This window comes from Rhodanobacter sp. FW106-HT46G03 (assembly GCF_058789895.1).
Genome location: NZ_JBYTCC010000001.1, coordinates 3,049,410 through 3,075,481, shown reverse-complemented (window position 1 = coordinate 3,075,481; position 26,072 = coordinate 3,049,410). Strand labels below are relative to the sequence as shown.

Genomic DNA, 26,072 nt, shown 5'->3' with positions numbered 1-26,072 from the left:
GTTCATGTCGGCTTCGGCAAGGCCTGTTTCTCGAACACGGGACGCACGTTTCCTGTCTTGGTTCATGTTGGCGAGGGATTCCACCACTCGCCGATGCCGCCGAGGCGAATCAGGTTGTAGGCGGCAAAGGTCCATGTCACCCAACCGCGCACCTTGGGCAGCGACACCAGCGGCAGCTTGTGCAGCCCGCCAACCGTCTTGATCCAGCCGAAACCCTGCTCGATGCGTTTGCGCACCTGCAGGCTCATTGCATACCCCTTGCCTCGCGCCTTGCGCGCGTCGATGGCGCTGCGTCGCCCCTTGGTATTGCGTGCGATGTGGGGCTTGATGCCGCGTCGATCCAACGCTTCCACGAAATCGTGCGTGTCGTAGCCCTTGTCCGCACCCAGCGTGGCGCCTTGACGCACACCCTCTGCGTCCAACAAATCGAGTGCGCCATCGCGCTCCCCGGTGCCGCTGGCGTGGCGGACGTCCACGCCAATGACCAGGCCATGACGGTTCTCCATCAGGCTGTTGGCCAGGTAGCTAAGCTTGGCTTCCTTGCCCTTGCCCTTGCGCATCAAGCGCGCGTCCGGGTCGGTGGTGGAGGCGTGCGTGTCGTTGTTGCGCTTCTCGTCTCGGAAGTCGGTGCCGTCACCGCCGCTGCCATCCTTCGGGCGGAAGCTCTTGTGCGAGGCCCACGCCTCCAGCAGCGTGCCGTCCACCGAGAAATGCTCGTCGCTGACCAGATCGCGCACGCGCGCCATCAGCACGGTGTGCTCGAAGAAGCGCTGCGCGACCTGCTCATCGAACAACCGCTCGCGGTTGAACGAGAACGTGGAGTGATCCCACACCGCGTCGTCGATGTTGAGCCCGACGAACCAGCGGAACAGCAGGTTGTAGTTCATCTGCTCCATCAGCAGGCGCTCGCTGCGCACGCTGTAGACCACCTGCAACAGCGAGGCGCGCAGGATGCGTTCGGGCGGGATCGAAGGCCGTCCGCCTTCGGCGTAGCGTTCGTCCAGCAGCCCGTCCAGCTCACCGAGGATCACGTCCACCAGCACGCGCAGCTTGCGGATCGGATGATCGGTCGGCACGCGCTGTTCGACGGATACGTACGAAAACATGCCAAGCTGCTGGACGTCGGGGCTGCGCATCAAAGTGGGCCTGGTGATTGATCGCGTCTATGACAGCCGGCGCCGCAGGGAGTTTCTCAACAGCCTGATAGGCGTTGGTGAGCTGCAGCGCGGCGCCCAGCAGCATGGCAAAGATGAAGAACACCGCCATGTTGCGGTTCCTGAACAGCACGAACGAGGTGAGGCCGAGGCGATCGACCAGCGTGCGGCTGTGCGCGGCATCGAGTTTGGGTGGGCACTTGGGCAGCGTGAAGGCGTACACGCCAAGCAGCAGCGAGGCGCCGGCGGCCACGTGGAACTGCGTGGCGGAAGCCTCGAAGCCGAGCAGGCTCACGGTCCAGGTTGCCGCAATGAAACCCACCGTGCCCCACACCCGGATCGGCGGGTAGGCCACCACCACGTCCTGGCCATCCTGCTTGAGCGCGTTGTAGGCGACCGCAATCGACAGCGCGATCGTCGGCATGTAGAAACACATGTTGAGCAGCATCACCCAGAACATCAGGTGCGGGTCGCCGACCATTGGCAGCGCCAGCAGTACCAGCGCGCCGGCAATCTGGAACAGCCCGTACAGCCGCTCGGCGTTGATCCACTTGTCGGCGATGATCCCGGCGATCGAGGGCATGAACAGCGAGGCGATGCCCATGGTCGAAAAGATCGCGCCAAAGCTGGTGCCCGACCAGTGCTGGGTGTGGAACCACCAGGTGCCGATCGTCAGCAGCCACGCCCCCCAGATGTAGAACTGGAGGAAGTTCATCACGATCAGGCGCAGCTTGAGGCGCATGGCATCTCCCCGGGGTGGCCGGGAACGAGCCCGTGGCCTTGGTGCTGGAATCGTCGCAGCGTAGAAGATGGGTTGCTGACGCGGCAAGCCGCTGGACAGGAAGGAGAAGTGCGTGGGGCAATGGTTGACGCTGGCGCTGGTGCAATGGGTGGCACTGATGAGTCCGGGGCCGGATTTTTTCTATGTGTCGCAGACCGCGGCCAGCCGCTCCCGGCGCGAGGCGCTGGCCGGCGTGGCGGGCATCGCGCTCGGGGTCGCGATCTGGGCGGCGCTGGCACTGGCCGGGCTGACGTGGCTGTTCGCGCGGGCCAGCGTGCTGGCGCAGGTGGTGGCAGTGGCTGGCGGGGTGTACCTCGTGTGGATGGGCGCGCACCTGCTGCGCGGTGCACTGCGCCCGCTGCCCACGGCGGCCGTTGCCACCGTAGCGGCGGCCAGTGCCCGCCAGGCACTGCGCGCCGGGCTCGCCACCAACCTGTCCAACCCCAAGGTGGTGGTGTATTTCGGTAGCATTTTCGCGGCCTTCATCCGCACCCCGCTCACGCTGGCGCAACGCTGGGGGCTGTGGCTGATGATCGTGGCCGAGACCTTGGCGTGGTTTGCGCTGGTGGCCAGCGTGTTTGCGTTGCCGCGCGTGCGTGCCGGCTACCTGCGGCTGCGCCGATTCGTGGATGGCGGCGCCGGGCTGATCTTTGTCGGGTTCGGGCTGGAACTCATCGTCACCCGCGGCGCGCTCTGAGCCAGCGCCGCCGCCACGCGCTCGCGCAGCACCGGCAGCAGTTCCGCCTCGAACCACGGGTTGCGTTGCATCCACAGCTTGTTGCGCGGGCTGGGGTGCGGCAGCGGCAGCACGCTGGCGCGCGCGAGGTGTTCGCGCCAGGCGCGCACGGTGTCGGTGAGCCGCTTCGCGCAGTGCTCCTTGCCGAGCATGCCGACGAGCGCGTACTGGCCGATTGCCAACGTGAGCTGCAGTTGCGTCAGTCGCGGCAGCAGTTGCGGGTGCCAGGTGGGCGCGCATTCCGGCCGCGGCGGCAGATCGCCGCCCTTGCCGGTGCCGGGGTAGCAAAAACCCATCGGGATGATGGCGACCTGCGCCGCATCGTAGAACGTCTCGCGGTCGATCCCCATCCACTCACGCAGGCGGTTGCCGCTGACGTCGTTGAACGGGACGCCGCTCTCGTGCACCTTGCGTCCCGGCGCCTGGCTGGTCACCAGCAGGCGCGATGTCCGGGATGCCTGCAGCACCGGCCGCGGTCCGAGCGGCAGGTGCGCCGCGCAAAGGGTGCACGCACGGATGCGCGCCATCAGGTGATCGAATGGCTCGACGCGGTTCACGGCAGGACTTTGCCCGGATTGAGGACGCCGTCGGGGTCGAACGCGGCTTTCACCGCGTGCATCAGGCCCAGCGTTTCCGCGCCAATCGCGAGCGGCAGGTAGTCGCGCTTCACCCGGCCGATGCCGTGCTCGCCGGAGAGCGTGCCGCCCAGCGCAACGACCAGTTCAAACAGTTTCGGCAGCGCGGTTTCCGCACGCGCAATTTCCGCTTCGTCACGCGGCAAAAAGTTCACGTGCAGGTTGCCGTTGCCGGCGTGGCCAAAGCTCACCACTGGCACTGCGTGCCGCTCGCCGAGTGCATGCACGCCGCGCACCAGCTCCGGCAGGCGGCTGACCGGCACCACCACGTCCTCGTTGATCTTGTGCGTGGTGACCTGTTTCTGCGCCTGCGACAGCGCCTTGCGCGCAGCCCACAGCGCCGCATTCTCGCCGGCATCGCGGGCCACGTGCAGCGTTTCGAGCCCGTCGCCGCGTGCGGCACGCGCCACGGCGGCAGCAGCAACATCGACCGTGGCGTCCTCGCCATCCACCTCGACGATCAACAGCGCCGCGGCATCCGGCACGCCGGCATCGGAGTGGGTATCGCGCGCCAGCTTGAGCGCCAGCGCGTCCATGAATTCCAGTGCGCAGGGCGTGGTGGCTTGCGCCATGATCCGCGCCACCGCCTGCGCCGCGGCATCGGCGCTGGCATAGCTCGCCAGCAGGCTGCGCGTTGCCGGCGGCTTCGGTGTGAGCTTGAGCGTGGCTTCGGTGATCAGCGCCAGCGTGCCCTCCGAGCCGACCAGCAGGCGGGTCAGGTCGTAGCCGGTGGAATCCTTGGTGGTCTGCGTGCCGCAGCGAAACCCGACCCCGGTGCCGGCCACCGCGCGCAAGCCGAGCACGTTGTCGCGCGTGGCGCCGTATTTCACCGCGTGCGGCCCACCCGCATTGCACGCGAGGTTGCCGCCCACCGTGCACCACGGCGCCGAGCCCGGATCGGGCGCCCAGAAGAAACCGTGCGGCGCCAACGCCTGCTGCAGTGCCTCGTTGGTCACCCCCGGCTCGACCACTGCCAGGCGGTCATCCGGATCGATCCGCACGATGCGATTCATGCGTCCGAAATCCACCACCACGCCGCCCGCCAATGGCACCGACGCGCCGGTGGAACTGGTGCCGCCGCCACGCGCCGTGAGCGCGATGCGCTCGGCACGGCACAGCTGCACCAGGGCTTCGACTTGGGCATGCGTGCTCGGTAGCGCCACCGCATCTGGCAGGCCGTGGCAGCGCGAGTGGTCGTGGCTGCAGGTTTCGCGCCGCGCCGGATCGGTGACGAGGCTGTCGCCGGGGAAGATGCCGCGCAGGGCGGCGAGTGCAGAAACGGTCAGAGCCATGCGCGAAGAATAATGCCTCGGCGCTTCAATCCGCCTCGAACGCCGCGCGCAGCCAGTGCCCGCGCGCGGCGTCGGCACTGCCGTCGAACGTCACCACATCGAAGCGGCAGGTGCGGTGGGCGTGGGGCGGGTTGGCGGCGAGCCACAGTTGGGCGGTGCGGATGAGCTTGTCGCGCTTGCTGCGGGTGATCGAGGCGAGCGCGTCGCCGTGCTCGGCGTGCGCGCGCTGGCGCACTTCAACGAACACGACGGTGGCGCCGTCGAGCATGACGAGGTCGAGCTCGCCGTGGCGCGTGGTGTAGTTGCGGGCCAGGGTTTTCAGCCCGGCGCGCTCCAGCTCGGTGGCGGCGCGCTGTTCAAAGCGGGCGCCACGCTCGCGCATCAGCCGGCGCCGGCCGGGGCGGCGGCGCTGCCTGCCGGCGCCGGGGTGGCCGGCGTCGGGCTGGTGCCCGCGGGGGCCGGCGCGTTGTCGACCTGCAGGCTGTCGCTGAGTGGGCGGGCGACGCCGTTGTCGAATCTGGCCCAGGTCATGACGCGGCGGATCTGGCCGAACTCGTCGGCGGTGAGCTGGCCGGTGGCACCGGGCAGGTAGCTGCCGGGGTGGTCGCGCAACCAGTGCAGGTAGGGCACGAGGTTCCACGCATCCATGCCGAAGGCGAACAAGCGCGCGCCGGCATCGCGCGCGGCGGGCAGCAGGTTGGCGACATCGGCATGTTTCGGCAGGCCGGGTTGGGCGTCGAACAGCCACGGCGCGTCGGGAAACTCGACACCATTGAGATCGTTGTCGGCGGTGGGGTTGTCGTTGCCGGCATAGACGTGCGAGGTGGCGAACACCGGCAGGGTGATCTTGGCCGTCAGCAGTTGCGGCACCAGCAGGCGCGCCTGTGCCGGGCGCATGCTGATGAAGATGCCGGCACCGTCACCGGCGCCATTCGCGCCAAGCTGGGCGATCGTGCTGGTGTAGTTGACGCTGCCGGTGGGCAGTGTCGCCATGCCGGCGACGTTGCCGCCACGGGCTGCCATCTCGGCCTTGAACGCGGCCGCCGCGCGCTGGGCAAAGTCGTCGCTGGAAACGATCACGTAGGCCTGCAGCAGGTTGCGCTCGGCCATGTGGTCGGCGGCCTGTGCGCCTTCGGTTTCCGGCAACAACCCGAACTCGCTGGCCTCGCTCGCTGGCAACTGCTTGTCGTCCGGGTGGTTCAGCGCCAGCACCGGCACCGGCAGTTGCGGCAACGCAAACACGGCGGCGACGGCGTTGCGGGTGAGCGGGCCGACCACGAGTTGCGCGCCATCCTTGGTGGCCTGCTGGTAGGCGCCGACCGCGCCAGAGGTGGTGCCGAGCGTGTCGTAGATGCGCACTGATGCACGTGGCGCGTGGTTGCGCGCCGCTTCGGCGTAGGCGGCAAAAAAGCCCTCGCGGATGGCTTCGCTGGCATCGGCGAAAGCGCCGCTTTCCGGCAGCAGCAAGGCTACGTGTGCCGGCATCCGGTAGCCCTCGCGCACGTCCGCGCCGGTGCCGGGCAGCAAGGTGCCGACCGGCTGGTTGAGCGTGGGCTGTGGCTGCGCCACGGCGACACCGAGTTGCTGCAGGGCCTGGTTGATCCACGGCAGCATGCGGTCGCCCGGCTGCATCGCGGCGGCGCGTTGCTTGAGTGGGCCCACGCCCAGGGCGGTCAGTTCGTGCACGATCGCCCTGCGGTTTTGCGCGCGGTCGAGGCCGTGCAGCCGCGAGTCCATTTCGGCGCGTGTGCGGGCGGCGCCCCAGCGGTCGCCGGTGGCGGTAAGCGCGCGGGCGCGCAATTCGTACAGCCGCAGTTGCAGGTCGTCCGGCACTGCCACCGTGGGCTGCGTGGTCAGGCGCAACGCGGTGGCGGCGTCGTGGTGGTGCAGGGCGAGGTTGGCACGCAGCAGATCCAGACGCACCGGGTCGCTGCCGGTGAGGTTGTTGCGGCGAATCCTGGCCAGTACCGGCGCCGCGGTGTCGATATGGCCGCTCCCGCTCCACGCGTCGGCGGCCAGCACGCGGTAGTGGTCGGCGTTGCCGCCGTAGCGGTCGGCCAACACCAGGTAGGCCCGCGCGGCCTGGTCCAGTTGCCCCTGGCGCGCCAGCATTGCCGCGCTTTGTGCGGCGGCCAGTTCCTCCGGCGAGGTTTTCGTGGCGACCAGCGCACAGGCGCTCAGCATCAGCAGGCAGGTCAGCAGCACGACCAGCGGCCGGATCACGGAAAACGGGCGCATCGAGAGCCTCCTTGTCGGCATGGGCGACGAATGGGCGATGATAGCGGATCGCTTTTTTGGAGCTTGTGCATGTCCGCTGTCCCGCCCGGTTGCCTGTGGGTCGTTGCAACACCGATTGGCCATCGTGACGATCTTTCGGCGCGCGCGATCGCGACCTTGCGCGCCGTGGCGGTGATTGCCGCCGAGGACACGCGCCACAGCCGACCGTTGCTGATGCACCACGGCATCGATACCCCGCTGGTCGCGCTGCACGAATACAACGAGCGCGAGGCCGTGGCGGCCCTGGTGCGGCGCCTGGGTGAGGGCGAATCGGTGGCGCTGATTTCGGATGCCGGCACACCGCTGGTGTCCGACCCCGGTTTCCGCCTGGTGCGCGCCGCGCGTGCCGCCGGCATCCGCTGCGCACCGATCCCCGGCGCCTGCGCCGCGATCGCCGCGTTGTCGGTGGCCGGGTTGCCCAGCGACCGCTTCGTGTTCGAAGGTTTTCTGCCGCCGAAATCCGCCGCGCGGCGGGCGCGCTTGCAGGCGCTGGCCGGCGAACCGCGCACCCTCATCTTTTATGAATCTTCGCACCGCATCGCCGAGAGCCTGGCCGACCTGCGCGACGTGTTCGGTGGTGAGCGCGAGGCGGTGCTGGCGCGCGAGTTGACCAAAGTGTTCGAAACCGTCCTTGGCGAGCCGCTTGCCGCGCTCGCCGAGCGAGTCGCAGCCGACCCCGACCAGCAGCGTGGGGAATGCGTGATCCTCGTCGCCGGCCACGCCGACGAAGCCGACGTCGATGCGAAACTCGTCGAAGGCCGCCGCGTGTTCGCCATCCTGCGCGAAGAGCTGTCACCGGCCAAGGCCGCCAAGCTGGCGGCGGCGATCAGCGGCGCGCCGCGCAAGGCGCTATATGAGTCGTGATGGTTTCCGCAGGTGCGCCTCTCCAAATCCCGTATCCCAAATCCCGAATCCCAGCCATTACAATGGTCAGCGGAGTAGGCCAGACAGTCGCGTCGCGCGCGAGCGCGTCGAGGAAAGTCCGGGCTCCACAGGGCAGAGTGCCAGGTAACGCCTGGGCGGCGTGAGCCGACGGAAAGTGCAACAGAGAGCAGACCGCCGAACGGCATCTTCGGGTGCGCGTGGCAAGGGTGAAAGGGTGCGGCAAGAGCGCACCGCGTGCGGGGCCAACGCCGCACGGCACGGCAAACCCCACTCGGAGCAAGACCAAATAGGGGGACATTGGCGTGGCCCGCGTCGTCCCCGGGTAGGTTGCTGGAGCCAGGCGGCGACGCCTGGCCGAGAGGAATGACTGTCACGCCGCGAGGCGCACAGAACCCGGCTTATCGGCCGACTCCACCTCATCCATCACGGCTTCCGGCGCAGGCATGCGCCGGAAGCCGCGGCGGTGCGGGCGGTTCAGGTGGCATCCCCACCACGGCATCGCCATGGTTCATAAAAAAGCGACTGCATTCAAGCACCTCTAAAACGTTCCTCAGGAAGTGCTGGAAATACTGAGCAGGTGCGTCTTTCCCATTGATTCACAAGCAAAAACACCTTGACAGTCTCACTTGGCGAGACTAAGGTGGCAAACAGTGTGAAATCGTGGGTTTTAGTGGAGCCGACCCGTGTTCCAAGGCGAGACCGCCATCACTGTCGACGACAAGGGCCGCTTGGCCATACCAACCGCCTACCGCGAGTTGGTGGCGGGCGCCTGCGCGAACCGGCTGGTGGTGACCTACAACCCCTTCGAGCCGGGCTGCCTGTGGCTGTTTCCCTACGCGGAGTGGGAAGCGGTGCGCGATCAGGTCAACCAGCTCCCCAAAGTCGTGAAGGCGCATCGCGATCTGCAGATGAAGCTGGTCGGTGCGGCGACGGTGGTCGAGCCCGACGGCGCGGCACGCATCCTGCTGCCCGCCAGCCAGCGGGCCACCACCGGCATCGAGAAGAAGGCGGTTCTCCTGGGCATGGGCAACAAGTTCGAGTTGTGGAGCGAGCAGGCTCACCTGGCCAAGATCCGCCAGACCATCGGCGAAGACGAGATCACCGACGACATGGCGGCGCTGGCGCTCTGAGCCGGCGCGCGGCCGAGTGCGTGCTTGACTGGGCGGGAGGTGCGGCGTGACGCAGTGGCAGCACATCCCGGTGATGCTGGAAGAAGCGGTGGAGGGCCTTGCCGTGCAGGCAGGCGGGCGGTACCTGGATGGCACGTTTGGACGCGGCGGACATGCGCGCGCCGTGCTGTCACGCCTCGGCCCCGGCGGACGCTTGCTGTTGATGGATCGCGACCCGCAGGCGATTGCCGCCGCGCAGACGGATTTTGCCGGCGACCCGCGGGTGGCGATCCGGCATGCCAATTTTGCCGACCTCGCCGACTGGGACGCGACCGCCGCAGGCCTGGATGGCGTGTTGCTCGATCTCGGCGTCTCCTCGCCGCAACTGGACGACGCCGCGCGCGGTTTCAGCTTCATGCATGACGCGCCGCTCGACATGCGGATGGACACCACGGCCGGCGAAAGCGCCGCGGATTTCCTCGCCCGCGCCGACGAGCGCGACATCGCCGACGTCCTGTGGCGCTATGGCGAGGAGCGGTTCAGCCGCAAGATCGCGCACGCCATCGTCGAGCGCCGCGGCGCGGTGCCGATCACGCGCACCGGCGAACTGGCGGCGTTGATCGAGGCCACCATCGGCCGGCGCGAACCGGGCAAGCATCCGGCCACGCGCAGCTTTCAGGCGCTGCGCATTGCGGTCAACGGCGAGCTCGATGCCGTGCAGCGCGGGCTGGCGGGCGCGCTGGCCCGGCTGGCGCCGGGCGGCCGGCTGGCGGTGATCAGCTTCCACTCGCTCGAAGACCGCATCGTCAAGCAATTCATTCGCGACCATTCCGGCCGTGTGCAGGGCAGTCGCCGTGCGCCGCCGCGCGCCGCCCCGGTGGCCGAGCTGGCAGCGGTCGGCAAGGCACGGTTCCCCTCGGCTGCCGAGCTGGCGCGCAACCCGCGCGCGCGCTCGGCGGTGCTGCGCGTGGCGGAAAAGCTGCCCGCCCGGGAGGCAGCATGAAGGCGCTGCAGCTCACCCTGCTGCTGGCGCTGTTCGCCGCCGTGATCACCAGTGCCATCGGCGTGGTGTGGGCGCGCTACGAAAGCCGCGCACTGTTCGTCAAGCTGACGGCGCTGCAAAACCAGCGCGACGAAATGAATATCGAGTTTGGCCGGCTGGAGCTGGAGCAGGCGACCTTTGCCGAGCCGCGGCGGATCGACGAGGAGGCGCGCAAGCAGCTCGGCATGCTCGATCCGCGCCCGCAAGACATCCGGTTGTTGCACCGATGAGCTGGCGCGAGCACGCCATCGCCCGTCTCCTGCACGGCAGCCCGGCGAGCAACCGCCGCCATGGTGGCGGCCCGAATGTGCAGCACCGCATGACGGTGGTGGCGGTGCTGCTGGGCTTGACTTCGCTTGGCCTCGCCGCGCGTGCGTTCGACCTGCAGGTGGTGCGCAAGCAGTTCTACCAGAAGCAGGGCGATGCGCGGTTTCTGCGCGAGGTGCCGATCCCGGTTTCGCGCGGCACCATTTTCGACCGCAACGGCGAGCCGCTGGCGGTATCGACGCCGGTCACCTCGATCTGGGCCAACCCGGCAGAGTTGCTGGCGAACGATGACCGTTTGCCGGCGCTGGCGCAGGCGATCGGCGGCAACGTGGCGGACATCCGCCAATACCTCGAAGCGCGCGCCAACCGCGAGTTCGTCTACCTGCGCCGCCAGATGGCGCCCGAGGCGGCGCAGGCGGTGCTGGCGCTGGACATTCCCGGCGTCAACGGCCAGCGCGAGTTCAAGCGGTTTTACCCGTCGGGTGAAGTCACCGCGCACATCCTCGGTTTTACCAATATCGACGACCACGGCCAGGAAGGTCTGGAGCTGGCCTACGACGATTGGCTTGCCGGCAAGCCGGGGGCCAAGCGCGTGATCCGCGACGGCAAGGGCCACATCGTCGAGGATCTTGAACAGGTGCGGGCGCCCAAGCCGGGCCAGAACCTGACGCTCAGCATCGACCGCGGCATCCAGTTTCTCGCCTACAACGAGCTCAAGAACACGCTGGACAAGTTTCATGCCGCCGCCGGCTCGATCGTGGTGCTCGACGTGCACACCGGCGAGGTGCTGGCGATGGCGAGCCTGCCCACGTTCAACCCGAATGCGGTGGCCGACAGCAAGCCGGGGCAGCGGCGCAACCGCGCGGTCACCGACGTGGTGGAGCCGGGCTCGACGATGAAAGCGCTGACGCTGGCGGCGGCGCTGTCCAGCGGCAAGTACACCCCGACCAGCCCGATCGTCGATACCGGCAACGGCCACTGGTACTTCTACGGCCACGACATCCGCGACGACGATCCGAATGGCCTGCTGACCCCGACCGGCGTCATCACCCGTTCGAGCAACGTCGGCGCAGCGAAGATCGCGATGAGCCTCGACACGCCGCTCATGTACGACACCTATCGCGCGTTCGGGCTCGGCAACTCCAGCGGCAGCGGCTTTCCCGGCGAGGCTTCGGGTTACCTCAAGGTGGGGCGCGACTGGCGGCCGCTGGAAAAGGCGATCATGGCCTACGGCTACGGCGTCAACGTGACCCCGCTGCAGCTGGCCAACGCCTACGCCACCATCGCCGACAACGGCGTGTTGCATACGCCCACCTTCATCAAGGGCGACGACAGCCCCGGCAAGCAGATCGTTTCGCCGCAGGTCGCGCACGAGCTGGTGTCGATGCTGGAAACCGTCACCGGCCCGGGCAGCACCGGCTCGCGCGGGCGCATCGCCAATTACAGCGTGGCCGGCAAGACCGGCACTTCGCACCAAGCGATCGCGGGCGGGTATTCCACCAACACCTACAACTCGCTGTTCATCGGCATTGTGCCGGCGAGCCATCCGCGGCTGGTCGGCGCGGTGGTCATCACCGGCACGACGAGCCAGTACGGTTATTTCGGCGGGCTGGTGGCGGCGCCGGCGTTTTCCGCGGTGCTTGGTGGCGCGTTGCGTCTGCTTGACATCCCGCCGGACAACATCGGCCGCTGGTATGTCGGCGGTCCGTTGCAGGGCAACGGCGGGCTGGTCGGCAACCCGACCGCGCCGGCTTCGGCGCTGCCCGCGCCGGCGGTGGACAACGCGGCGCACGAGGCGCCGATCGACGAGGCGCCCACGCTCGGAGGCAAGCCATGAGCGGGCATCTCGACCAGCTGCTGCTGGGCATCGCCGACGCCCAACTGGCGGCGCAGCCGGCGGCGGCGCGCATGGTGGTGTCCGGGCTCAGCCTCGATTCGCGTCAGGTCGGTCGCGGCCAGGCGTTCGTGGCCCTGCGCGGCACGCACGGCCACGGCGCGGCGTATGCCGATGGCGCGGTGGAGCGTGGCGCGGTGGTGGTGCTGGCCGAGGCGCCCGCGCTGGAGCTGCCGGCAATCGGCGTGCCGGTGGTGTGGATCGACCACCTGCACGCGCACCTCGGCGAGATCGCCGCGCGCTTCTACGACCGCCCGGCCGAAGCGCTGCGCATCGTCGGCGTCACCGGCACCAACGGCAAGACCTCCACCGTGCAGCTCCTGGCGCAGGCGCTCACCGCGCTCGGCCACCGCACCGCCACCATCGGCACCCTGGGCACCGGGCTGCATGGACACCTGACGGCGGGCGCGCGGACCACACCGGATGCGATCAGCGTGCATCGCCTGCTGGCCGAATTCCGCGCCGCCGGCGCCACCCACGTGGCGATGGAGGTCTCCTCGCACGCGCTCGACCAGGGCCGGGTTGGCGCGGTCGATTTCGAGGTCGCCGCATTCACCAACCTCACCCGCGACCATCTCGATTACCACAAGACGATGGAGGCCTATGGCGCGGCCAAGGCGAAGCTCTTCGCGTGGCCGGGGTTGCGCGCGGCGGCGATCAACGGCGACGACGCGTTTGGTGTGCAACTGCTCGAACGCCTCGCGCCCGATGTACGCGCGTTGCGTCTGAGTGCCAGCGGCGAAGCGGCGGCCGAGATTGCCGCCGAGGGCGTCGTGACCTCGGCCGAGGGCCTGGCCTTCAGCCTGCGCACACCATGGGGACGGCACTCGGTGCGCAGCCATCTGATCGGCCGCTTCAACGTCGCCAACCTCATCACCGTCGCCGCCTGCCTCGGCGCGCTGGACGAACCGTTCGACCGCGTGGTGCAGGTGTTGCAGGGTCTCGAACCGGTGAACGGCCGCATGAGCCGCCTTGGCGGCCACCATGGCCTGCCGCTGGTGGTGGTCGACTACGCGCACACGCCCGACGCACTGGACAAGGTGCTGCACGCAGTGCGCGCGCATTGTGCCGGTCAGCTCATTTGCGTGTTCGGTTGCGGCGGCGAGCGCGACGCCGGCAAGCGTCCGCTGATGGGCGCGTTGGCGGCGCGGCTCGCCGACGTTTCCATCGTCACCGACGACAACCCGCGCGGCGAGGACGGCGACGCGATCGTGGCGCAGATCGTGGCCGGCATGGCCGACGGACATCCCTATACGGTCGAGCGCGACCGCGCTGCAGCCATCGCCGGTGCGATCGCGCAGGCTGGCCCGAGCGACGCGGTGGTGATCGCCGGCAAGGGACACGAGACCTATCAGGAGGGTGCGACCGGCAAGCATCCGTTCGACGACCAGCTGGTCGCGCGCGCGGCCTTGGAGCGGCGCGCATGATGAAACTCTCCTCCATTGCCGTGTGGACCCGCGGGCACCTCGTCGGCGCCGACGCCGAGGTGGCGGGGGTCGCGATCGACACGCGCAAGATCGTCCCTGGCGGCCTGTTTGCCGCGTTCAAGGGCGAGCACGTCGACGGCCACGATTACCTGCCGCAGGCGCTGGCCGCCGGCGCGGCCGGGGCGCTGGTGGCGCACAAGGTCGACTCGCCGCTTTCGCAGGTGCTGGTGGAAAACGTGGAGGCCGCGCTGGGCGACCTCGCCAGCGCGGTGCGCGCACAGCGGCATGCGCGGGTGATCGGCATCACCGGCTCCAACGGCAAGACCACGGTCAAGACGCTGACCGCGGCGATCCTCGCCCTGCACGGCCGCACGCATGCCACGCAGGGCAGCTTGAACAACGAGATCGGCCTGCCGCTGACCCTGCTGTCGATGCCGGAGGACGCCGAGTACGCGGTGCTCGAAATGGGCGCCGGCAAGCCGGGCGACATCGCCTACCTCGCCGCCATCGCACGGCCCGATATCGGCCTCGTCAACCTCATTGCGCCGGCGCATCTTGAGCGGATGGGCAGCGTCGAGGTCGTTGCCGAGACCAAGGGCGCGATGTACCAGGCACTGCCGGCCGATGGCACGGCGATCATCAATGCGGACGATGCGTTCGCGGGGTTCTTCACCGGATTGGCGGGTGCGCGGCGCACGCTGCGTTTCGGGCTGGAGCACAAGGCCGATGTGGGCGCCGACATCGTCGAGGAGCGCGCCGACGGCAGCCGGTTTCTGCTCAGCACGCCGGCGGGCGATACCGAGGTCGATCTCGCGCTGCCGGGGCGCCACAACGTGAGGAATGCGCTGGCGGCGGCCAGCATTGCGCTCGCGCTCGACGTGCCGTTGGCCACCATCGTCGCCGGCCTCGAACAGGCGCGCGCGGTGCCGGGGCGGCTGCGCCGGATCGCGACCGGCAAGGGCTGGACGCTGATCGACGACAGCTACAACGCCAACCCGAGTTCGATGGCAGCCGCAATCGACACCTTGGCGCTGGCCGCGGGCGAGCGCTGGCTGGTGATCGGCGACATGGCCGAGCTGGGGCCGGACGAGCGCGCCTTGCACGCGGCCGTTGGCGCCAAGGCCAAGGCGGCCGGCATCGACCGCCTGTACGCGGTGGGCCCGCTCAGCGCGTTGGCAGCCACCGCCTTCGGTGCGGGGGCGGAGTGCTACGCCGACAAGCCGGCGCTGATCGCGGCACTGACCGGCACGATCCACGCCGGCGTCAGTTGCCTGATCAAGGGCTCGCACTCGGCCGGCATGGGGGAAGTCGTCGCCGCACTCGCAGCGGCCGGCAAGGGGGATGCTAACGATGCTGCTTGAACTCGCGGACTGGTTGGCGCGCCACTTCACGGCGCTGCACCTGTTCCAGTACATCACCTTCCGCAGCATCATGGCCGCGCTCACCGCGCTGGCGATCACGCTGCTGCTCGGCCCGGCGATGATCCGCGAGCTGGCGGTGCTGAAAGCCGGGCAGGTGGTGCGCAGCGACGGCCCGAAGACGCACCTGTCCAAGGCCGGCACGCCGACGATGGGCGGGGTGATGATCCTGTTCGCGGTGACCGTCGCCTCGATCCTGTGGGCCGACCTGCACAACCGCTACGTGTGGGTCGTGCTGGCGGTGATGCTCACCTTCGGCGTGATCGGCTTCTACGACGATTATCGCAAGCTGGTGCTGAAGGACAGCCGTGGGCTGGCCAGCCGCTGGAAGTATTTCTGGCAGTCGGTGTTCGGCCTGGCCGCGGCGCTATTCCTGTATTTCACCGCGCCGCACGCGGTCGGCAGCCTGCCGGTGGCGGAAACCTCGCTGTACGTGCCGCTGTTCAAGCACGTGGTGATTCCGCTCGGCGGGTTCTTCGTCGTCGTCACCTATTTCATCATCGTCGGCTTCTCCAACGCGGTGAACCTCACCGACGGCCTGGATGGCCTCGCGACGATGCCGACGGTGCTGGTGTCCGGCGCGCTCGGCGTGTTCGCCTATCTCGCCGGCAACCGCGTGTTCTCCGATTACCTCGGCATTCCCGCGATCCCCGGCGCCGGCGAGCTGGCGATCGTCACCGGCGCGCTCGCCGGGGCGGGGCTGGGTTTCCTGTGGTTCAACACCTATCCCGCGCAGGTGTTCATGGGCGACGTCGGCGCGCTCGCGATCGGCGCCGCGCTCGGCTGTATCGCGGTGATCGTGCGGCAAGAAGTGGTGCTGCTGGTGATGGGCGGCATCTTCGTGCTGGAAACCGCCTCGGTGATGATCCAGGTGGCGAGCTTCAAGCTCACCGGCCGCCGCGTGTTCCGCATGGCGCCGATCCACCACCACTTCGAACTCAAGGGCTGGCCCGAACCGCGGGTGATCGTGCGCTTCTGGATCATGTCGGTGGTGCTCGTGCTGATCGGCTTGGCAACACTCAAGGTGAGGTGATGATGGCCGGGATACGGGATACGGGATACGGGATACGTGGGCGCAAGCCCGCGGCGCTCCCGTGTGCCCGCCTTGCCCAATCCCCAATCCCGCAAACCCAATCCCGTGCCGGAGGCGACCATGCTTGACGCCGCCTCTCAAGCCACGCGCCGCGACGATGCGCCGGGTCGCTATGACTTGCTGCTGCTGCTGGCGCTGCTCGGGCTGGTCGGCATCGGCGTGGTGATGGTGACTTCGAGCTCGATCGCGGTGGCGGAGAACAGCGCGCGCGGGGCGTTCTATTTCCTGAAGCGCGACTTGTTCTACCTCGCGATCGGCGTTGCCGCGGCGGCGATTGCCATGCGCACCGAGCTGAAGCTGCTCGAACGGCGCGCCTTTCCGCTGCTGGGGCTGGGCGTGTTGCTGTTGGCGGCGGTGTTTCTGCCGTTCATCGGCATGCGCATCAATGGTGCGCACCGCTGGCTCAATCTCGTGGTGACCAGTTTCCAGCCGGTGGAGGCGGTGAAGCTGATCCTGGTGGTGTACGTCGCCAGTTACCTCATGCGCCATCGCGACAGTGTCGAAACCAGTTTCCTCGGCCTGTTCAAGCCGCTGGTGGTGGCCGCGGTGCTGGTGCTGCTGCTGCTCGCGCAACCCGACTTCGGCTCGGCGACGCTGGTGATTTCGGTCACCATCGCGATGGTGTGGCTGGGCGGCGCGCGCCCGCTGCACCTGGCGCTGATGGGCTTGCCGCTGATGCCGCTGCTGTACATCGCGGCGACCGGCGAGAGCTATCGCGTCAAGCGCCTGACCTCGTTCATGGACCCGTGGGCGCACCCGTTCACCGATGGTTTCCAGCTCACCCAGTCGCTGATGGCGATCGGTCGCGGCGAATGGACCGGCGTGGGGCTGGGGTCGAGCGTGCTCAAGCTTTCCTACCTGCCCGAGGCGCACACCGATTTCATTTTTGCGGTGATCGGCGAAGAGCTTGGTCTGGCCGGCGTGCTGCTGGTGATGGGCCTGTTCGCGATCGTGGTCTGGCGCGGCCTGCGCATGGGCCTCAAGGGGATCAAGGTCGAACAGCGGTTTGCCGGCTACGTCGCGTTCGGCATTGCCTTGATGCTGGCGATGCAGGCCATCGTCTCGATCGGCGTCAACCTCGGCGCCTTGCCGACCAAGGGCCTCACCCTGCCGCTCATCAGCTACGGCGGCTCCTCGATGGTACTCACCTGCGCCATGGCCGGCGTGCTGCTACGCGCCACCTTCGAGATCAACCGCGCCCTCGCCCGCCGCGAAGCCGCCCGCCAGGGAGTGCCGCCTGTCGCGCGCGTGGAAGTGCCTCGGCACGAGGGGGCGATCGCATGACGCGCGCAGCCGGGATTCGGGATTGGGGATGGGGGATTCGTCGGAGCGCAGCTGGCGAGGCCGTTGCCTTGATGTCTGGTGTGGATCAAGAAAGTTCCAGTGTTCGCGCGCCGCGCTCCGACGAATCTCGGATCTCGGATCCCGAATCCCGGCCCGTCCTCATCATGGCCGGCGGCACTGGCGGACACATCTTCCCCGGGCTTGCCGTGGCCGAGGCGTTGCGTGCGCAGGGCGTGCCGGTGACGTGGCTCGGCGCAGTCGGCGGGATGGAGACGCGGGTGGTGCCGGCGCACGGGATCAACCTGCATGCGATTGCGGTCGGCGGGTTGCGCGGCAAGGGCTGGAAAACACGCCTCGCGGCGCCGTGGATGCTGGCGCGCGCGCTGCTTTCCGCGCTGGTGGTGCTGCGCCAGTGCAAGCCGCGGGCGGTGCTGTCGATGGGTGGCTACGTGGCCGGGCCGGGCGGCGTTGCGGCCCGCTTTCTGCACTGCCCGCTGGTGGTGCACGAGCAGAACCGTGTGGCGGGGTTCACCAACCGCAAGCTCGCCGGCTACGCGCAGCGCGTGCTTGCCGGCTTTGCCGACACCTTGCCGGGCGCCACCTGGGTGGGCAACCCGGTGCGCAGCGCGATCGCTGCGCTGACGCCGCCGGCCGAACGTTTTGCGCAGCACGCCGGGCGCGCCCGTTTGCTGGTACTGGGCGGCAGCCTCGGCGCGCGCGCCTTGAACGCGGCGTTGCCACGGGCATTGGCGCGCTTGCCGCATGATCGGCGGCCGGAAGTGCTGCACCAGTCCGGCCAGCGCGGCGAAGCCGAGGCGCGCGCGGCGTACGCGCAGGCTGGGGTCGAGGCGCGCATCGTGCCGTTCATCGACGACATGGCCGGCACCTATGCGTGGGCCGATCTCGCGGTTTGCCGGGCCGGCGCGCTGACCCTGGCGGAGCTCACCGCCGCCGGGCTCGGCGCGGTGCTGGTGCCGTTTCCGCACGCGGTGGACGACCACCAGACCCGCAACGCTGAAGCGCTGGTGGCTGCCGGCGCGGCGCAATTGATACAGGAGCGCGATTTGAACGTGGATGAACTGGCGCAGCGCCTGGGCGCGCTGCTGGACGACCGCGCGCACCTGGTGGCGATGGCCGCGGCGGCGCGCACCCTGGCAAAACCGGATGCCGCGGAGGCGATTGCCCGCGCCTGCATGGAGGTGGCCGCATGAAACGCCTGTCCGCCCACGAGGACTTGATGACCACGTTCCGCCGCGTGCACTTCATCGGCATCGGCGGCGTCGGCATGAGCGGCATTGCCGAGGTGCTGCACAACCTGGGCTACGCCGTATCGGGCTCGGACAAGGCGAACTCGCCGACCGCGCAACGCCTCGCCGGACTCGGCATCCTGGTGCACGTCGGCCACGACGCCGCGTATGTGGCCGATGCCGATGTGGTGGTCACCTCCAGTGCGATCCATCCCGAGAACCCGGAGCTGATCGCCGCGCGCGCCGCGCGCATCCCGGTGATTCCGCGTGCGGAAATGCTCGGCGAGCTGATGCGCTTCCGGCGCGGCATCGCGATCGCGGGCACCCACGGCAAGACGACGACGACCAGCCTGGTCGCCAGCGTGCTGGCCGAGGCCAACTACGACCCGACCTTCGTCATCGGTGGCCAGCTCAACGCCGCCGGCGCCAACGCGCGGCTCGGCACCGGGCAATACCTGGTGGCCGAGGCCGACGAGTCGGACGGCTCGTTCCTGCTGCTCTCGCCGGTGATCGCGGCGATCACCAACATCGACGCCGATCATCTGGAGAACTACCACGGCGACTTTGCCGAGGTGAAGCAGGCGTTCGCGAGTTTCCTGCATCGCCTGCCGTTCTACGGCCTCGCCGTGCTGTGCGTCGACGACGCCGAAGTGGCGGCGCTCGCCAAGTCGACCACGCGCCGGGTGATGACCTACGGCATTGCCGCGCAGGACGCCGACGTGCGCGCCGCCAACGTGGTGCAGCACGGGTTCCAGATGCAGTTCGACATGCACCTGCCCGGCGCCGACGTGGTGCTGCCGGTGACGCTCAACCTGCCGGGCCGGCACAACGTGTTGAACGCGCTGGCTGCCGCGAGCATCGGCTGGCAGCTGGGCGTGGGGGCCGAGGCGATCCAGCGCGCGCTGGCGAATTTCCAGGGCGTCGGTCGACGCTTCCATCGACGCGGCGAGATCGCGCTCGACCACGGCCATGCGCTGCTGGTCGACGACTACGGCCACCATCCGCGCGAAATCGCCGCCGTGTTTGCTGCTGCCCGTGGCGGCTGGCCGGAGCGTCGGCTGGTGGTGGCCTTCCAGCCGCACCGCTACACCCGCACGCGCGATCTCATCGACGATTTCGCCAACGTGCTGGCCGACGTCGACGTGCTGGTGCTGACCGATGTGTACGCCGCCGGCGAGGCGCCGATTGCCGGTGCCGATGGCCGCGCGCTGGCCCGCGCGGTGCGCGCGCGCGGCAAGGTCGATCCGGTGTTCATCGAACATCCGCGCGAATTGAAAGACACCTTGCCGGCGCTGCTGCACGACGGCGATCTGCTGCTGTTGCTCGGTGCCGGCGACATCGGTGCCGCCGCGGTGGAACTGGCGAAGCTCGGCGAACTGAAGACCAAGGGAGGCGCGTGATGCCCAATCCCCCATCCCGTATCCCGCATCCCGGCCACTTTGGCCGCGTGGCCGTGGTCATGGGCGGTACCTCCAGCGAACGCGCGGTGTCGCTCGATTCCGGGCGCAACGTGCTGGCGGCGCTCATCGCGCGCGGCGTCGATGCACAGGCGGTCGACGGCATCGGCGGCGTGCTCGATGCGCTGCGCGACAAGAAATTCGACCGTGTGTTCAACATCCTGCACGGCCAGCACGGCGGCGGCGAGGATGGCGTGCTGCAAGGCGTGCTCGAAGCCTTCGGCGTGCCGTACACCGGCTCCGGCGTGCTCGGCTCGGCGCTGTCGATGGACAAGGTGCGCGCCAAGCGCGTGTGGCTGTCGCACGGCCTGCCGACGCCGAAGTTCGTCGCCCTGCCGCGCGGCGCCGATGTGCACGCGGCCGCGCGTACCATCGGCTACCCGCTGATCGTCAAGCCGGCGTGCGAAGGTTCCAGCGTCGGGGTGACCCGCGTGTTCGCCGACCAAGACCTCGACGCCGCCGTGGCGCTCGCCGCGAAATACCCCGGCGACCTCTTGATGGAGACCCTGATCGAAGGCGCCGAGCTCACCGTCGGCATCCTTGGCCGCGAGGTGCTGCCGTCGATCCACATCGTGCCCAAGGCCGCGTTCTACGACTACAACGCGAAGTACGTCGCCGAAGACACTCAATACCTGTGCCCGGGCCTGGAAGGCGACGCCGAGGCGGAGCTGCGCGCGCTCGCGCTGGCGGCGTTCGACGCGCTGGGCTGCCGCGGCTGGGGGCGGGTCGACGTGATGCGCGACCGCCAGGGCCGCAACTGGCTCTTGGAAGTGAACACCGCGCCCGGCATGACCTCGCACTCGCTGGTGCCCAAGGCCGCCCGCGCCGCCGGCATCGACTACGAGACCCTGTGCTGGCGGGTGCTGGAGACCAGCTTCGCGGGTCCGGGACCAGCGACTGGTCAATCGGGAATCGGGGTTGCAGGCGGCGCTGCCCAAGCCCCCATCCCGAATCCCGAATCCCCAGCCTCCCGCGGAGGCCATCCATGAGAGGCACCCTCCGCCTTGTCGTGTGGTGCCTGGTGGCGGCGCTGATCGCGCTGCCGGTCGTCGGTGCGCTGCGCGGCTGGTTTGCCAGCGCGCGCTGGCCGATCACCCAGCTCACCGTGCAGGCGGAGTTTCGCCACGTGACCATGCCGGAGCTGCGCGCCGCAGTGCTGCCGCGGCTCGGCAAGGGGTTCTTTGCGCTCGATCTGGACGACGTGCGGCGCGCGGTGTCGGCGCTGCCCTGGGTGGAATCGGTGGAGGCGCGCAAGCGCTGGCCGGATACCTTGCAGTTGCGCATCATTGAGCGCCAGCCGTTTGCGCGCTGGAACCACGACGAGCTCATCAGCCGCCAGGGCCAGTTGTTCCGCGCGCCGCTGGATGCCGCCGATGCCGCCGCGCTGCCCAGCCTGTCCGGGCCGGATGACCACCTGGCCGAGGTGGTCGCGTTCTACGCCGACGTGCGCAAGGCGTTCACCCGCACCAATCTCGACATCAACGGCGTGACGCTCACCGCGCGCGGCAGCTGGAGCATCACCACCACCAGCGGCGCGCGCATCGTGATCGGCGACCGCGATCTGGCCGGCGCCCGCCTGCGCCGCTTCCTTGATGTCTATCCGCAATTGATCGCCGGCCACGACGCCGGTTTCCAGTCCGCCGACCTGCGCTACACGAACGGATTCGCGGTGCGTTGGCCGCAACCCGCCGCGCCCGCCGCGGCGCCTCCCGCGGTGCGCCGTTCCTGAGACCATGCACATGAAGACGCGCAACGACAAACAACTTGTGGTGGGCCTCGACCTGGGCACCTCCAAGGTCACCGCCATCGTCGGCGAATACGGCCCGGACGAGCCGATCACGGTGATTGGGGTCGGCACCCACCAGTCGCGCGGCATGCGCAAGGGCATGGTGGTCGACATCGAATCCACGGTGAATTCGATCCAGGCGGCGGTGCTCGAGGCCGAGCAGCTCGCCGGCTGCGACATTCGCTCGGTGACGGCGTCGATCTCCGGCAGCCATCTCGAAACCCGCAACCTGAGCGGCAGCGCGGCGATCCGCGATCACGAAGTGACCCGCAGCGACCTCGACCAGGTGCTGGAGTCGGCCAGCGCGGTGCAGATCTCGTCCAACCACACGGTGCTTTACCGCGAGCCGCAGGAATACCGCATCGACGGCCAGGACGGCATCCGCGCACCGATCGGCATGAGCGGCGTGCGGCTCGAAGCCAACGTGCACCTGGTGACCGGCGCCACCACCGCGGTGCAGAACATCACCAAGGCGATCCAGCGCTGCGGCCTCGCGGTGGACGATCTGGTGCCGGCCGCGGTCGCCAGCGCCAAGGCCGTGCTCACCGAAGACGAGCGCGAGCTCGGCGTGTGCCTGGTCGACGTCGGCGCCGGTACCACCGACATCGCGATCTACACCCAGGGTTCGATCCGCTACACCGCGTCGCTGCCGATCGGCGGCGATCAGGTGACCGGCGACATCGCCTACGGCGTCCACACGCCGACCGCCCACGCCGAGGAAATCAAGATCAAGTACGCCTGCGCGCAGGCGGCGCTGGCCCGGGCCGAGGAAACCATCCAGGTGCCCAGCGTCGGCGATCGTCCGCCGCGCCGGCTCGCGCGCCAGGCGTTGGCGCAGACGGTGCAGGCGCGCTACGAGGAAATCTTCGAGATGGTGCAGGACCGGGTGCGCACCTCCGGCTACGACAGCATGCTCGCGGCCGGCGTGGTGTTGACCGGGGGCGCCGCGCGGATGGAGGGCGCGCTCGAACTGGCCGAGGAGATTTTCAACAAGATGGTGCGATTGGGCGTGCCCCAGGGTGTTACCGGGTTGGGCGAAGTGGTCACCAGTCCGCAACACGCGACTGGCGTCGGCCTGCTGCTGCAGGCCGCGCGGCGCGGCGCGCCGGCGCACGCCGGCCTGCCGTCGTTCGGCCACGTGGGCGGGTTTCTGGGCAAGTGGCGCAGCTGGTTCACCAAAGAGTTCTAGCGCAAGGGTTCAGGCGCCACAGGAAGTGACGCCGCGGGCGGGGCAACCCGCCCATCACCGTGGGGCGACAGGAGACGCACCGCGGTTACAACGACAACAAACTGTGGAGGACGGGAAATGTTTGAACTGATCGAGAAACTCGCACCCAATGCGGTTATCAAGGTGATCGGTGTCGGCGGCGGTGGCGGCAATGCCGTGGCGCACATGATCAACGCCAATATCGAAGGCGTGGAGTTCGTGGTGGCCAACACCGACGCCCAGGCCATGGGCAGTTGCAACTCGCGTACGCACCTGCAGCTGGGCGCCAATGTCACCAAGGGCCTCGGTGCCGGCGCCAACCCGGAAGTCGGCCGCCAGGCTGCGCTCGAAGACCGCGAAGCGATCGAGGCCATGCTCGACGGCGCCGACATGGTCTTCATCACCGCCGGCATGGGTGGCGGTACCGGCACCGGCGCCGCGCCGGTCTTCGCCCAGCTGGCGAAGGAAAAAGGCATCCTCACCGTGGCGGTGGTCACCAAGCCGTTCCCGTTCGAGGGCCGGCGGCGCATGCAGGTGGCGAACAAGGGCATTGAGGACCTCTCCCAGCACGTCGACTCGCTGATCACCGTGCCGAACGAGAAGCTGCTCACCGTGCTTGGCCGCGACGTCACGCTTATTAATGCGTTCAAGGCCGCGAACAACGTGCTGCAAGGCGCGGTGCAGGGCATTGCCGACCTGATCACGGCTCCCGGTCTGATCAACGTCGACTTTGCCGATGTGCGCACTGTGATGAGCGAGATGGGCCTGGCCATGATGGGCTCGGGCACCGCCAGCGGCGACGACCGCGCGCAGGCCGCCGCCGAGGCGGCGATCAAGAATCCGCTGCTGGAAGACGTGAACCTCAACGGCGCCTGCGGCATCCTGGTCAACGTCACCGCCGGCCCGAACCTCACCATGCGCGAGTTCGACGAGATTGGCCGCATCGTGCACGACTTCGCCAGCGAGGACGCTACGGTGGTGATCGGCACCTCGCTCGACTCCGAGCTGAAGGACGAAGTTCGGGTCACCGTGGTGGCCACCGGCCTCAACCGCGCCCCGGCCTCGCGTACCGTGCGCGCGGCCGAGACCAAGCAGATCGAAATGCGGGCGCGCCCGCGTCCGGTCGTGCTGCGCACCGGCACCGGCAACGAAGTGGTGGACTACGCCCAGGCCGATCCCAGCATGCATGCCGGCCCGCGTGCGGAAACCCCCGCCGCGCAGCAGGATGCGGGTTACCTCGACATTCCGGCGTTCCTGCGTCGGCAGGCCGACTGACCACCGGCGATACGCATCGGCAACGGTGCGCGTCGTTTGTTACGCGCGTGTGCACGCGGCGTGGCTTGCCGCGTTGATGTCGTTTGCCAACGGACGATGTGCCGGGACGGCACATGAGCGCACCTCGGGCGCAGGCCTGATGCGCGCTCCGGCACCGGATAGCGGATTCCCGTCCTGCTATCCGGTTGTCGTGTCGTGCCTCGTGCCATTTGGCACCGGGCGTGCCGCCGGCAGGGCCACCTCGACAGGTGCCTGAACGCACACCAGACTGTACGGTACGGTTTGCTATTGCAGCTAGTTAAAACTGTGTTAGCATCCGTTCCCTGACTGGCTGCTACTTGGCAGGTAACAACGACGATGATCAAGCAGCGCACACTAAAAAACGTCATCCGCGCCACCGGCGTCGGCTTGCACACCGGTGACAAGGTGTACATGACGTTGCGTCCGGCCGCACCAAACACCGGCATCGTGTTCCGTCGCACCGACCTGAACCCGCCGGTGGAACTGCGCGCACGGCAGGACAACGTGGGCGACACCCGCCTCTCCACCACGCTGATGAACGGCGAAGTGCGGGTGGCGACGGTGGAGCATCTCCTTTCCGCGATGGCCGGGTTGGGCATCGACAATGCCTATGTCGACCTCTCCGCGCCCGAAGTGCCGATCATGGACGGCAGCGCCGGCCCCTTCGTGTTTCTGCTGCAGTCGGCTGGCATTGAGGAGCAGAACGTCGCCAAGCGCTTCATCCGGATCAAAAAGCCGTTGAAGGTGCAGGAAGGCGACAAGTGGGCCAGCTTCGAGCCGTTTGAGGGCTTCAAGGTCGGCTTCTCGATCGAGTTCAACCACCCGATCATCTCCAAGCGCACCTCGCACGCCGAGATCGACTTCTCCACCACCTCGTTCGTGAAGGAAGTCAGCCGTGCGCGCACCTTCGGCTTCATGCGCGACATCGAAATGCTGCGCGAGCACAACCTCGCGCTGGGTGGTTCGATGGACAACGCCGTAGTGCTCGACGACTACCGTGTGCTGAACGAAGACGGCTTGCGCTACGAAGACGAGTTCGTCAAACACAAGATTCTGGACGCCATCGGCGATTTGTACCTCCTGGGTCACAGCCTGATCGGCGCCTATAACGCGCACAAGTCGGGCCACGAGCTCAACAACAAATTGCTGCGTACCTTGGTGGCCGATGCTTCCGCCTGGGAAGAGGTCAGCTTCAAGGAGGAGCCGGCGGTGTCGCCGATCTCCTACATCCATCCCGCGCAGGCGATTTGATCGCATTGCGGGTTGCTTCCGACCGCCGCATCGCAAGATGCGGCGGTCAGCGTTTTGGGGTATCGGATGGCGTCGCGGTCGCTGCAAGGCGGTCGTAGAGCGCGCGCCATTCGGGGTCGCTGGCGGTGGCGGCGACCGCACGCAGGTGGGCCGCCGCGCGGTCCGACAGGATGCGTGCCGGTGGCGCCTCCAGCGTGATCCGCGGTAGCGGGGTCACTTTCACGATCAGCGTGTCGGCCGCGACATCGAGGCTGTGCGCGGCGGCGAAGATCGAACCCTGCATCAGGCGCAGGCGTGTGGCCCAGGCGGGCGAGCTGGCGAGGAACACCAGACGCGTGCCGCGCCGATTGGCAAACCGCACCTCGTCGCGCAGCGGCAACGGCAGGGTTTGGCGCAAGGCGCGATCGAGCGCATCCAGCGTGGCGCTGCGGCGTGCGAGGCTCGCAAAGGCACCGCACGCGCCCAGGGCACGCGGGCCGGAAGCAGGCGAACGGGCGCGGGACATGGATGGCGGCTCGGCAGACGTGACCCGCA

The 26,072-nt window shown here is 68.5% G+C and carries 23 protein-coding genes, 1 other RNA gene and 1 pseudogene; 18 read left to right on the top strand and 7 right to left on the bottom strand.

The window, feature by feature from the left end:
• Window positions 1-62: 62 nt before the first annotated feature.
• A complete protein-coding gene (locus AC3WP6_RS13850) occupies window positions 63-1,136 on the bottom strand; it encodes an IS5 family transposase (protein WP_492628196.1) in 1,074 nt (357 codons plus the stop codon).
• Between the two features lie 67 nt (window positions 1,137-1,203).
• Window positions 1,204-1,896: pseudogene (locus tag AC3WP6_RS13845) on the bottom strand (MFS transporter); the annotation flags it as partial.
• A 112-nt stretch (window positions 1,897-2,008) separates the two neighbouring features.
• Between AC3WP6_RS13845 and AC3WP6_RS13840 the strand changes: the two are divergent.
• Complete coding sequence (locus tag AC3WP6_RS13840; RefSeq protein WP_492628195.1) at window positions 2,009-2,632, top strand: LysE family transporter; 624 nt, start codon at window positions 2,009-2,011, stop codon at window positions 2,630-2,632.
• Here the strand turns inward: AC3WP6_RS13840 and AC3WP6_RS13835 are convergent.
• Genes AC3WP6_RS13835 through AC3WP6_RS13820 form a run of 4 tightly spaced genes read right to left on the bottom strand, consistent with a single transcriptional unit; the run spans window position 2,539 to window position 6,836 of the window.
• The gene (locus tag AC3WP6_RS13835; protein ID WP_492628194.1) at window positions 2,539-3,228 is read right to left on the bottom strand and encodes a uracil-DNA glycosylase family protein; all 690 of its coding nucleotides are present in this window, start codon (window positions 3,226-3,228) and stop codon (window positions 2,539-2,541) included. The two genes, AC3WP6_RS13840 and AC3WP6_RS13835, sit on opposite strands and share 94 nt — an antisense overlap.
• On the bottom strand, window positions 3,225-4,598 hold the full coding sequence (locus tag AC3WP6_RS13830; protein WP_492628193.1) for an FAD-binding oxidoreductase: 1,374 nt from the start codon (window positions 4,596-4,598) through the stop codon (window positions 3,225-3,227). The genes AC3WP6_RS13835 and AC3WP6_RS13830 overlap by 4 nt, the downstream gene beginning before the upstream one ends.
• A gap of 25 nt (window positions 4,599-4,623) precedes the next feature.
• Window positions 4,624-4,980 (bottom strand): YraN family protein, encoded by a 357-nt coding sequence (locus tag AC3WP6_RS13825; protein WP_492628192.1) that lies wholly within the window; start codon window positions 4,978-4,980, stop codon window positions 4,624-4,626.
• A complete protein-coding gene (locus AC3WP6_RS13820; protein ID WP_492628191.1) occupies window positions 4,980-6,836 on the bottom strand; it encodes a penicillin-binding protein activator in 1,857 nt (618 codons plus the stop codon). The genes AC3WP6_RS13825 and AC3WP6_RS13820 overlap by 1 nt, the downstream gene beginning before the upstream one ends.
• Window positions 6,837-6,905: 69 nt before the next feature.
• Here AC3WP6_RS13820 and rsmI point away from each other — a divergent pair, with 69 nt between their 5' ends.
• From rsmI to lpxC, 17 genes are all read left to right on the top strand, one after another.
• The gene (gene rsmI, locus AC3WP6_RS13815) at window positions 6,906-7,739 is read left to right on the top strand and encodes a 16S rRNA (cytidine(1402)-2'-O)-methyltransferase (RefSeq protein WP_492628190.1); all 834 of its coding nucleotides are present in this window, start codon (window positions 6,906-6,908) and stop codon (window positions 7,737-7,739) included.
• A gap of 71 nt (window positions 7,740-7,810) precedes the next feature.
• Window positions 7,811-8,177: RNase P RNA component class A (rnpB, locus tag AC3WP6_RS13810), an RNA gene on the top strand.
• 266 nt (window positions 8,178-8,443) lie between these two features.
• Window positions 8,444-8,890 carry a division/cell wall cluster transcriptional repressor MraZ gene (gene mraZ, locus AC3WP6_RS13805; protein ID WP_492628189.1) on the top strand — a complete coding sequence of 149 codons (447 nt, stop codon included), beginning with the start codon at window positions 8,444-8,446 and terminating at the stop codon, window positions 8,888-8,890.
• A 73-nt stretch (window positions 8,891-8,963) separates the two neighbouring features.
• Window positions 8,964-9,872 (top strand): 16S rRNA (cytosine(1402)-N(4))-methyltransferase RsmH, encoded by a 909-nt coding sequence (gene rsmH, locus AC3WP6_RS13800; RefSeq protein ID WP_492628711.1) that lies wholly within the window; start codon window positions 8,964-8,966, stop codon window positions 9,870-9,872.
• Window positions 9,869-10,141: a cell division protein FtsL gene (ftsL, locus tag AC3WP6_RS13795; protein WP_492628188.1), complete on the top strand. Its 273-nt coding sequence runs from the start codon at window positions 9,869-9,871 to the stop codon at window positions 10,139-10,141. Before rsmH ends, ftsL begins: the two co-directional genes overlap by 4 nt.
• Window positions 10,138-12,015: a peptidoglycan D,D-transpeptidase FtsI family protein gene (locus AC3WP6_RS13790; protein WP_492628187.1), complete on the top strand. Its 1,878-nt coding sequence runs from the start codon at window positions 10,138-10,140 to the stop codon at window positions 12,013-12,015. The genes ftsL and AC3WP6_RS13790 overlap by 4 nt, the downstream gene beginning before the upstream one ends.
• Window positions 12,012-13,499, top strand: a complete 1,488-nt coding sequence (locus tag AC3WP6_RS13785; protein WP_492628186.1) for a UDP-N-acetylmuramoyl-L-alanyl-D-glutamate--2,6-diaminopimelate ligase — start codon at window positions 12,012-12,014, stop codon at window positions 13,497-13,499. The genes AC3WP6_RS13790 and AC3WP6_RS13785 overlap by 4 nt, the downstream gene beginning before the upstream one ends.
• The gene (locus tag AC3WP6_RS13780) at window positions 13,496-14,860 is read left to right on the top strand and encodes a UDP-N-acetylmuramoyl-tripeptide--D-alanyl-D-alanine ligase (RefSeq protein ID WP_492628185.1); all 1,365 of its coding nucleotides are present in this window, start codon (window positions 13,496-13,498) and stop codon (window positions 14,858-14,860) included. The genes AC3WP6_RS13785 and AC3WP6_RS13780 overlap by 4 nt, the downstream gene beginning before the upstream one ends.
• Window positions 14,850-15,950 carry a phospho-N-acetylmuramoyl-pentapeptide-transferase gene (gene mraY, locus AC3WP6_RS13775; protein ID WP_492628184.1) on the top strand — a complete coding sequence of 367 codons (1,101 nt, stop codon included), beginning with the start codon at window positions 14,850-14,852 and terminating at the stop codon, window positions 15,948-15,950. Before AC3WP6_RS13780 ends, mraY begins: the two co-directional genes overlap by 11 nt.
• A gap of 120 nt (window positions 15,951-16,070) precedes the next feature.
• Window positions 16,071-17,294: a putative lipid II flippase FtsW gene (ftsW, locus tag AC3WP6_RS13770; RefSeq protein ID WP_492628183.1), complete on the top strand. Its 1,224-nt coding sequence runs from the start codon at window positions 16,071-16,073 to the stop codon at window positions 17,292-17,294.
• Between the two features lie 71 nt (window positions 17,295-17,365).
• The gene (gene murG / locus AC3WP6_RS13765) at window positions 17,366-18,505 is read left to right on the top strand and encodes an undecaprenyldiphospho-muramoylpentapeptide beta-N-acetylglucosaminyltransferase (protein WP_492628182.1); all 1,140 of its coding nucleotides are present in this window, start codon (window positions 17,366-17,368) and stop codon (window positions 18,503-18,505) included.
• Window positions 18,502-19,941, top strand: a complete 1,440-nt coding sequence (gene murC / locus AC3WP6_RS13760; protein ID WP_492628181.1) for a UDP-N-acetylmuramate--L-alanine ligase — start codon at window positions 18,502-18,504, stop codon at window positions 19,939-19,941. Before murG ends, murC begins: the two co-directional genes overlap by 4 nt.
• The gene (locus AC3WP6_RS13755) at window positions 19,941-20,987 is read left to right on the top strand and encodes a D-alanine--D-alanine ligase (protein WP_492628180.1); all 1,047 of its coding nucleotides are present in this window, start codon (window positions 19,941-19,943) and stop codon (window positions 20,985-20,987) included. The genes murC and AC3WP6_RS13755 overlap by 1 nt, the downstream gene beginning before the upstream one ends.
• On the top strand, window positions 20,984-21,727 hold the full coding sequence (locus AC3WP6_RS13750) for a cell division protein FtsQ/DivIB (RefSeq protein WP_492628179.1): 744 nt from the start codon (window positions 20,984-20,986) through the stop codon (window positions 21,725-21,727). Before AC3WP6_RS13755 ends, AC3WP6_RS13750 begins: the two co-directional genes overlap by 4 nt.
• Before the next feature lie 10 nt (window positions 21,728-21,737).
• Window positions 21,738-22,973, top strand: coding sequence for a cell division protein FtsA (gene ftsA, locus AC3WP6_RS13745; protein WP_492628178.1), 1,236 nt, complete (start codon window positions 21,738-21,740; stop codon window positions 22,971-22,973).
• 117 nt (window positions 22,974-23,090) lie between these two features.
• Window positions 23,091-24,266 carry a cell division protein FtsZ gene (gene ftsZ / locus AC3WP6_RS13740; RefSeq protein WP_492628177.1) on the top strand — a complete coding sequence of 392 codons (1,176 nt, stop codon included), beginning with the start codon at window positions 23,091-23,093 and terminating at the stop codon, window positions 24,264-24,266.
• A gap of 357 nt (window positions 24,267-24,623) precedes the next feature.
• Window positions 24,624-25,538, top strand: a complete 915-nt coding sequence (lpxC, locus tag AC3WP6_RS13735) for a UDP-3-O-acyl-N-acetylglucosamine deacetylase (RefSeq protein ID WP_492628176.1) — start codon at window positions 24,624-24,626, stop codon at window positions 25,536-25,538.
• Between the two features lie 46 nt (window positions 25,539-25,584).
• Here lpxC and AC3WP6_RS13730 read toward each other — a convergent pair whose 3' ends face one another.
• A complete protein-coding gene (locus tag AC3WP6_RS13730; RefSeq protein ID WP_492628175.1) occupies window positions 25,585-26,043 on the bottom strand; it encodes a DciA family protein in 459 nt (152 codons plus the stop codon).
• Between the last annotated feature and the right edge of the window lie 29 nt (window positions 26,044-26,072).

Excerpts from the sequence above, each read along its gene's own strand:
- ftsA (WP_492628178.1), top strand. The coding sequence starts at position 21,738 with ATGAAGACGCGCAACGACAAACAACTTGTGGTGGGCCTCGACCTGGGC.
- AC3WP6_RS13825 (WP_492628192.1), bottom strand. The coding sequence starts at position 4,980 with ATGCGCGAGCGTGGCGCCCGCTTTGAACAGCGCGCCGCCACCGAGCTG.
- ftsL (WP_492628188.1), top strand. The coding sequence starts at position 9,869 with ATGAAGGCGCTGCAGCTCACCCTGCTGCTGGCGCTGTTCGCCGCCGTG.
- AC3WP6_RS13830 (WP_492628193.1), bottom strand. The coding sequence starts at position 4,598 with ATGGCTCTGACCGTTTCTGCACTCGCCGCCCTGCGCGGCATCTTCCCC.
- AC3WP6_RS13820 (WP_492628191.1), bottom strand. The coding sequence starts at position 6,836 with ATGCGCCCGTTTTCCGTGATCCGGCCGCTGGTCGTGCTGCTGACCTGC.
- AC3WP6_RS13850 (WP_492628196.1), bottom strand. The coding sequence starts at position 1,136 with ATGCGCAGCCCCGACGTCCAGCAGCTTGGCATGTTTTCGTACGTATCC.
- ftsW (WP_492628183.1), top strand. The coding sequence starts at position 16,071 with ATGCTTGACGCCGCCTCTCAAGCCACGCGCCGCGACGATGCGCCGGGT.
- AC3WP6_RS13785 (WP_492628186.1), top strand. The coding sequence starts at position 12,012 with ATGAGCGGGCATCTCGACCAGCTGCTGCTGGGCATCGCCGACGCCCAA.
- AC3WP6_RS13750 (WP_492628179.1), top strand. The coding sequence starts at position 20,984 with ATGAGAGGCACCCTCCGCCTTGTCGTGTGGTGCCTGGTGGCGGCGCTG.
- mraY (WP_492628184.1), top strand. The coding sequence starts at position 14,850 with ATGCTGCTTGAACTCGCGGACTGGTTGGCGCGCCACTTCACGGCGCTG.
- murG (WP_492628182.1), top strand. The coding sequence starts at position 17,366 with ATGTCTGGTGTGGATCAAGAAAGTTCCAGTGTTCGCGCGCCGCGCTCC.
- AC3WP6_RS13790 (WP_492628187.1), top strand. The coding sequence starts at position 10,138 with ATGAGCTGGCGCGAGCACGCCATCGCCCGTCTCCTGCACGGCAGCCCG.
- rsmI (WP_492628190.1), top strand. The coding sequence starts at position 6,906 with ATGTCCGCTGTCCCGCCCGGTTGCCTGTGGGTCGTTGCAACACCGATT.
- murC (WP_492628181.1), top strand. The coding sequence starts at position 18,502 with ATGAAACGCCTGTCCGCCCACGAGGACTTGATGACCACGTTCCGCCGC.
- AC3WP6_RS13730 (WP_492628175.1), bottom strand. The coding sequence starts at position 26,043 with ATGTCCCGCGCCCGTTCGCCTGCTTCCGGCCCGCGTGCCCTGGGCGCG.
- AC3WP6_RS13780 (WP_492628185.1), top strand. The coding sequence starts at position 13,496 with ATGATGAAACTCTCCTCCATTGCCGTGTGGACCCGCGGGCACCTCGTC.
- ftsZ (WP_492628177.1), top strand. The coding sequence starts at position 23,091 with ATGTTTGAACTGATCGAGAAACTCGCACCCAATGCGGTTATCAAGGTG.
- rsmH (WP_492628711.1), top strand. The coding sequence starts at position 8,964 with ATGCTGGAAGAAGCGGTGGAGGGCCTTGCCGTGCAGGCAGGCGGGCGG.
- AC3WP6_RS13755 (WP_492628180.1), top strand. The coding sequence starts at position 19,941 with ATGCCCAATCCCCCATCCCGTATCCCGCATCCCGGCCACTTTGGCCGC.
- lpxC (WP_492628176.1), top strand. The coding sequence starts at position 24,624 with ATGATCAAGCAGCGCACACTAAAAAACGTCATCCGCGCCACCGGCGTC.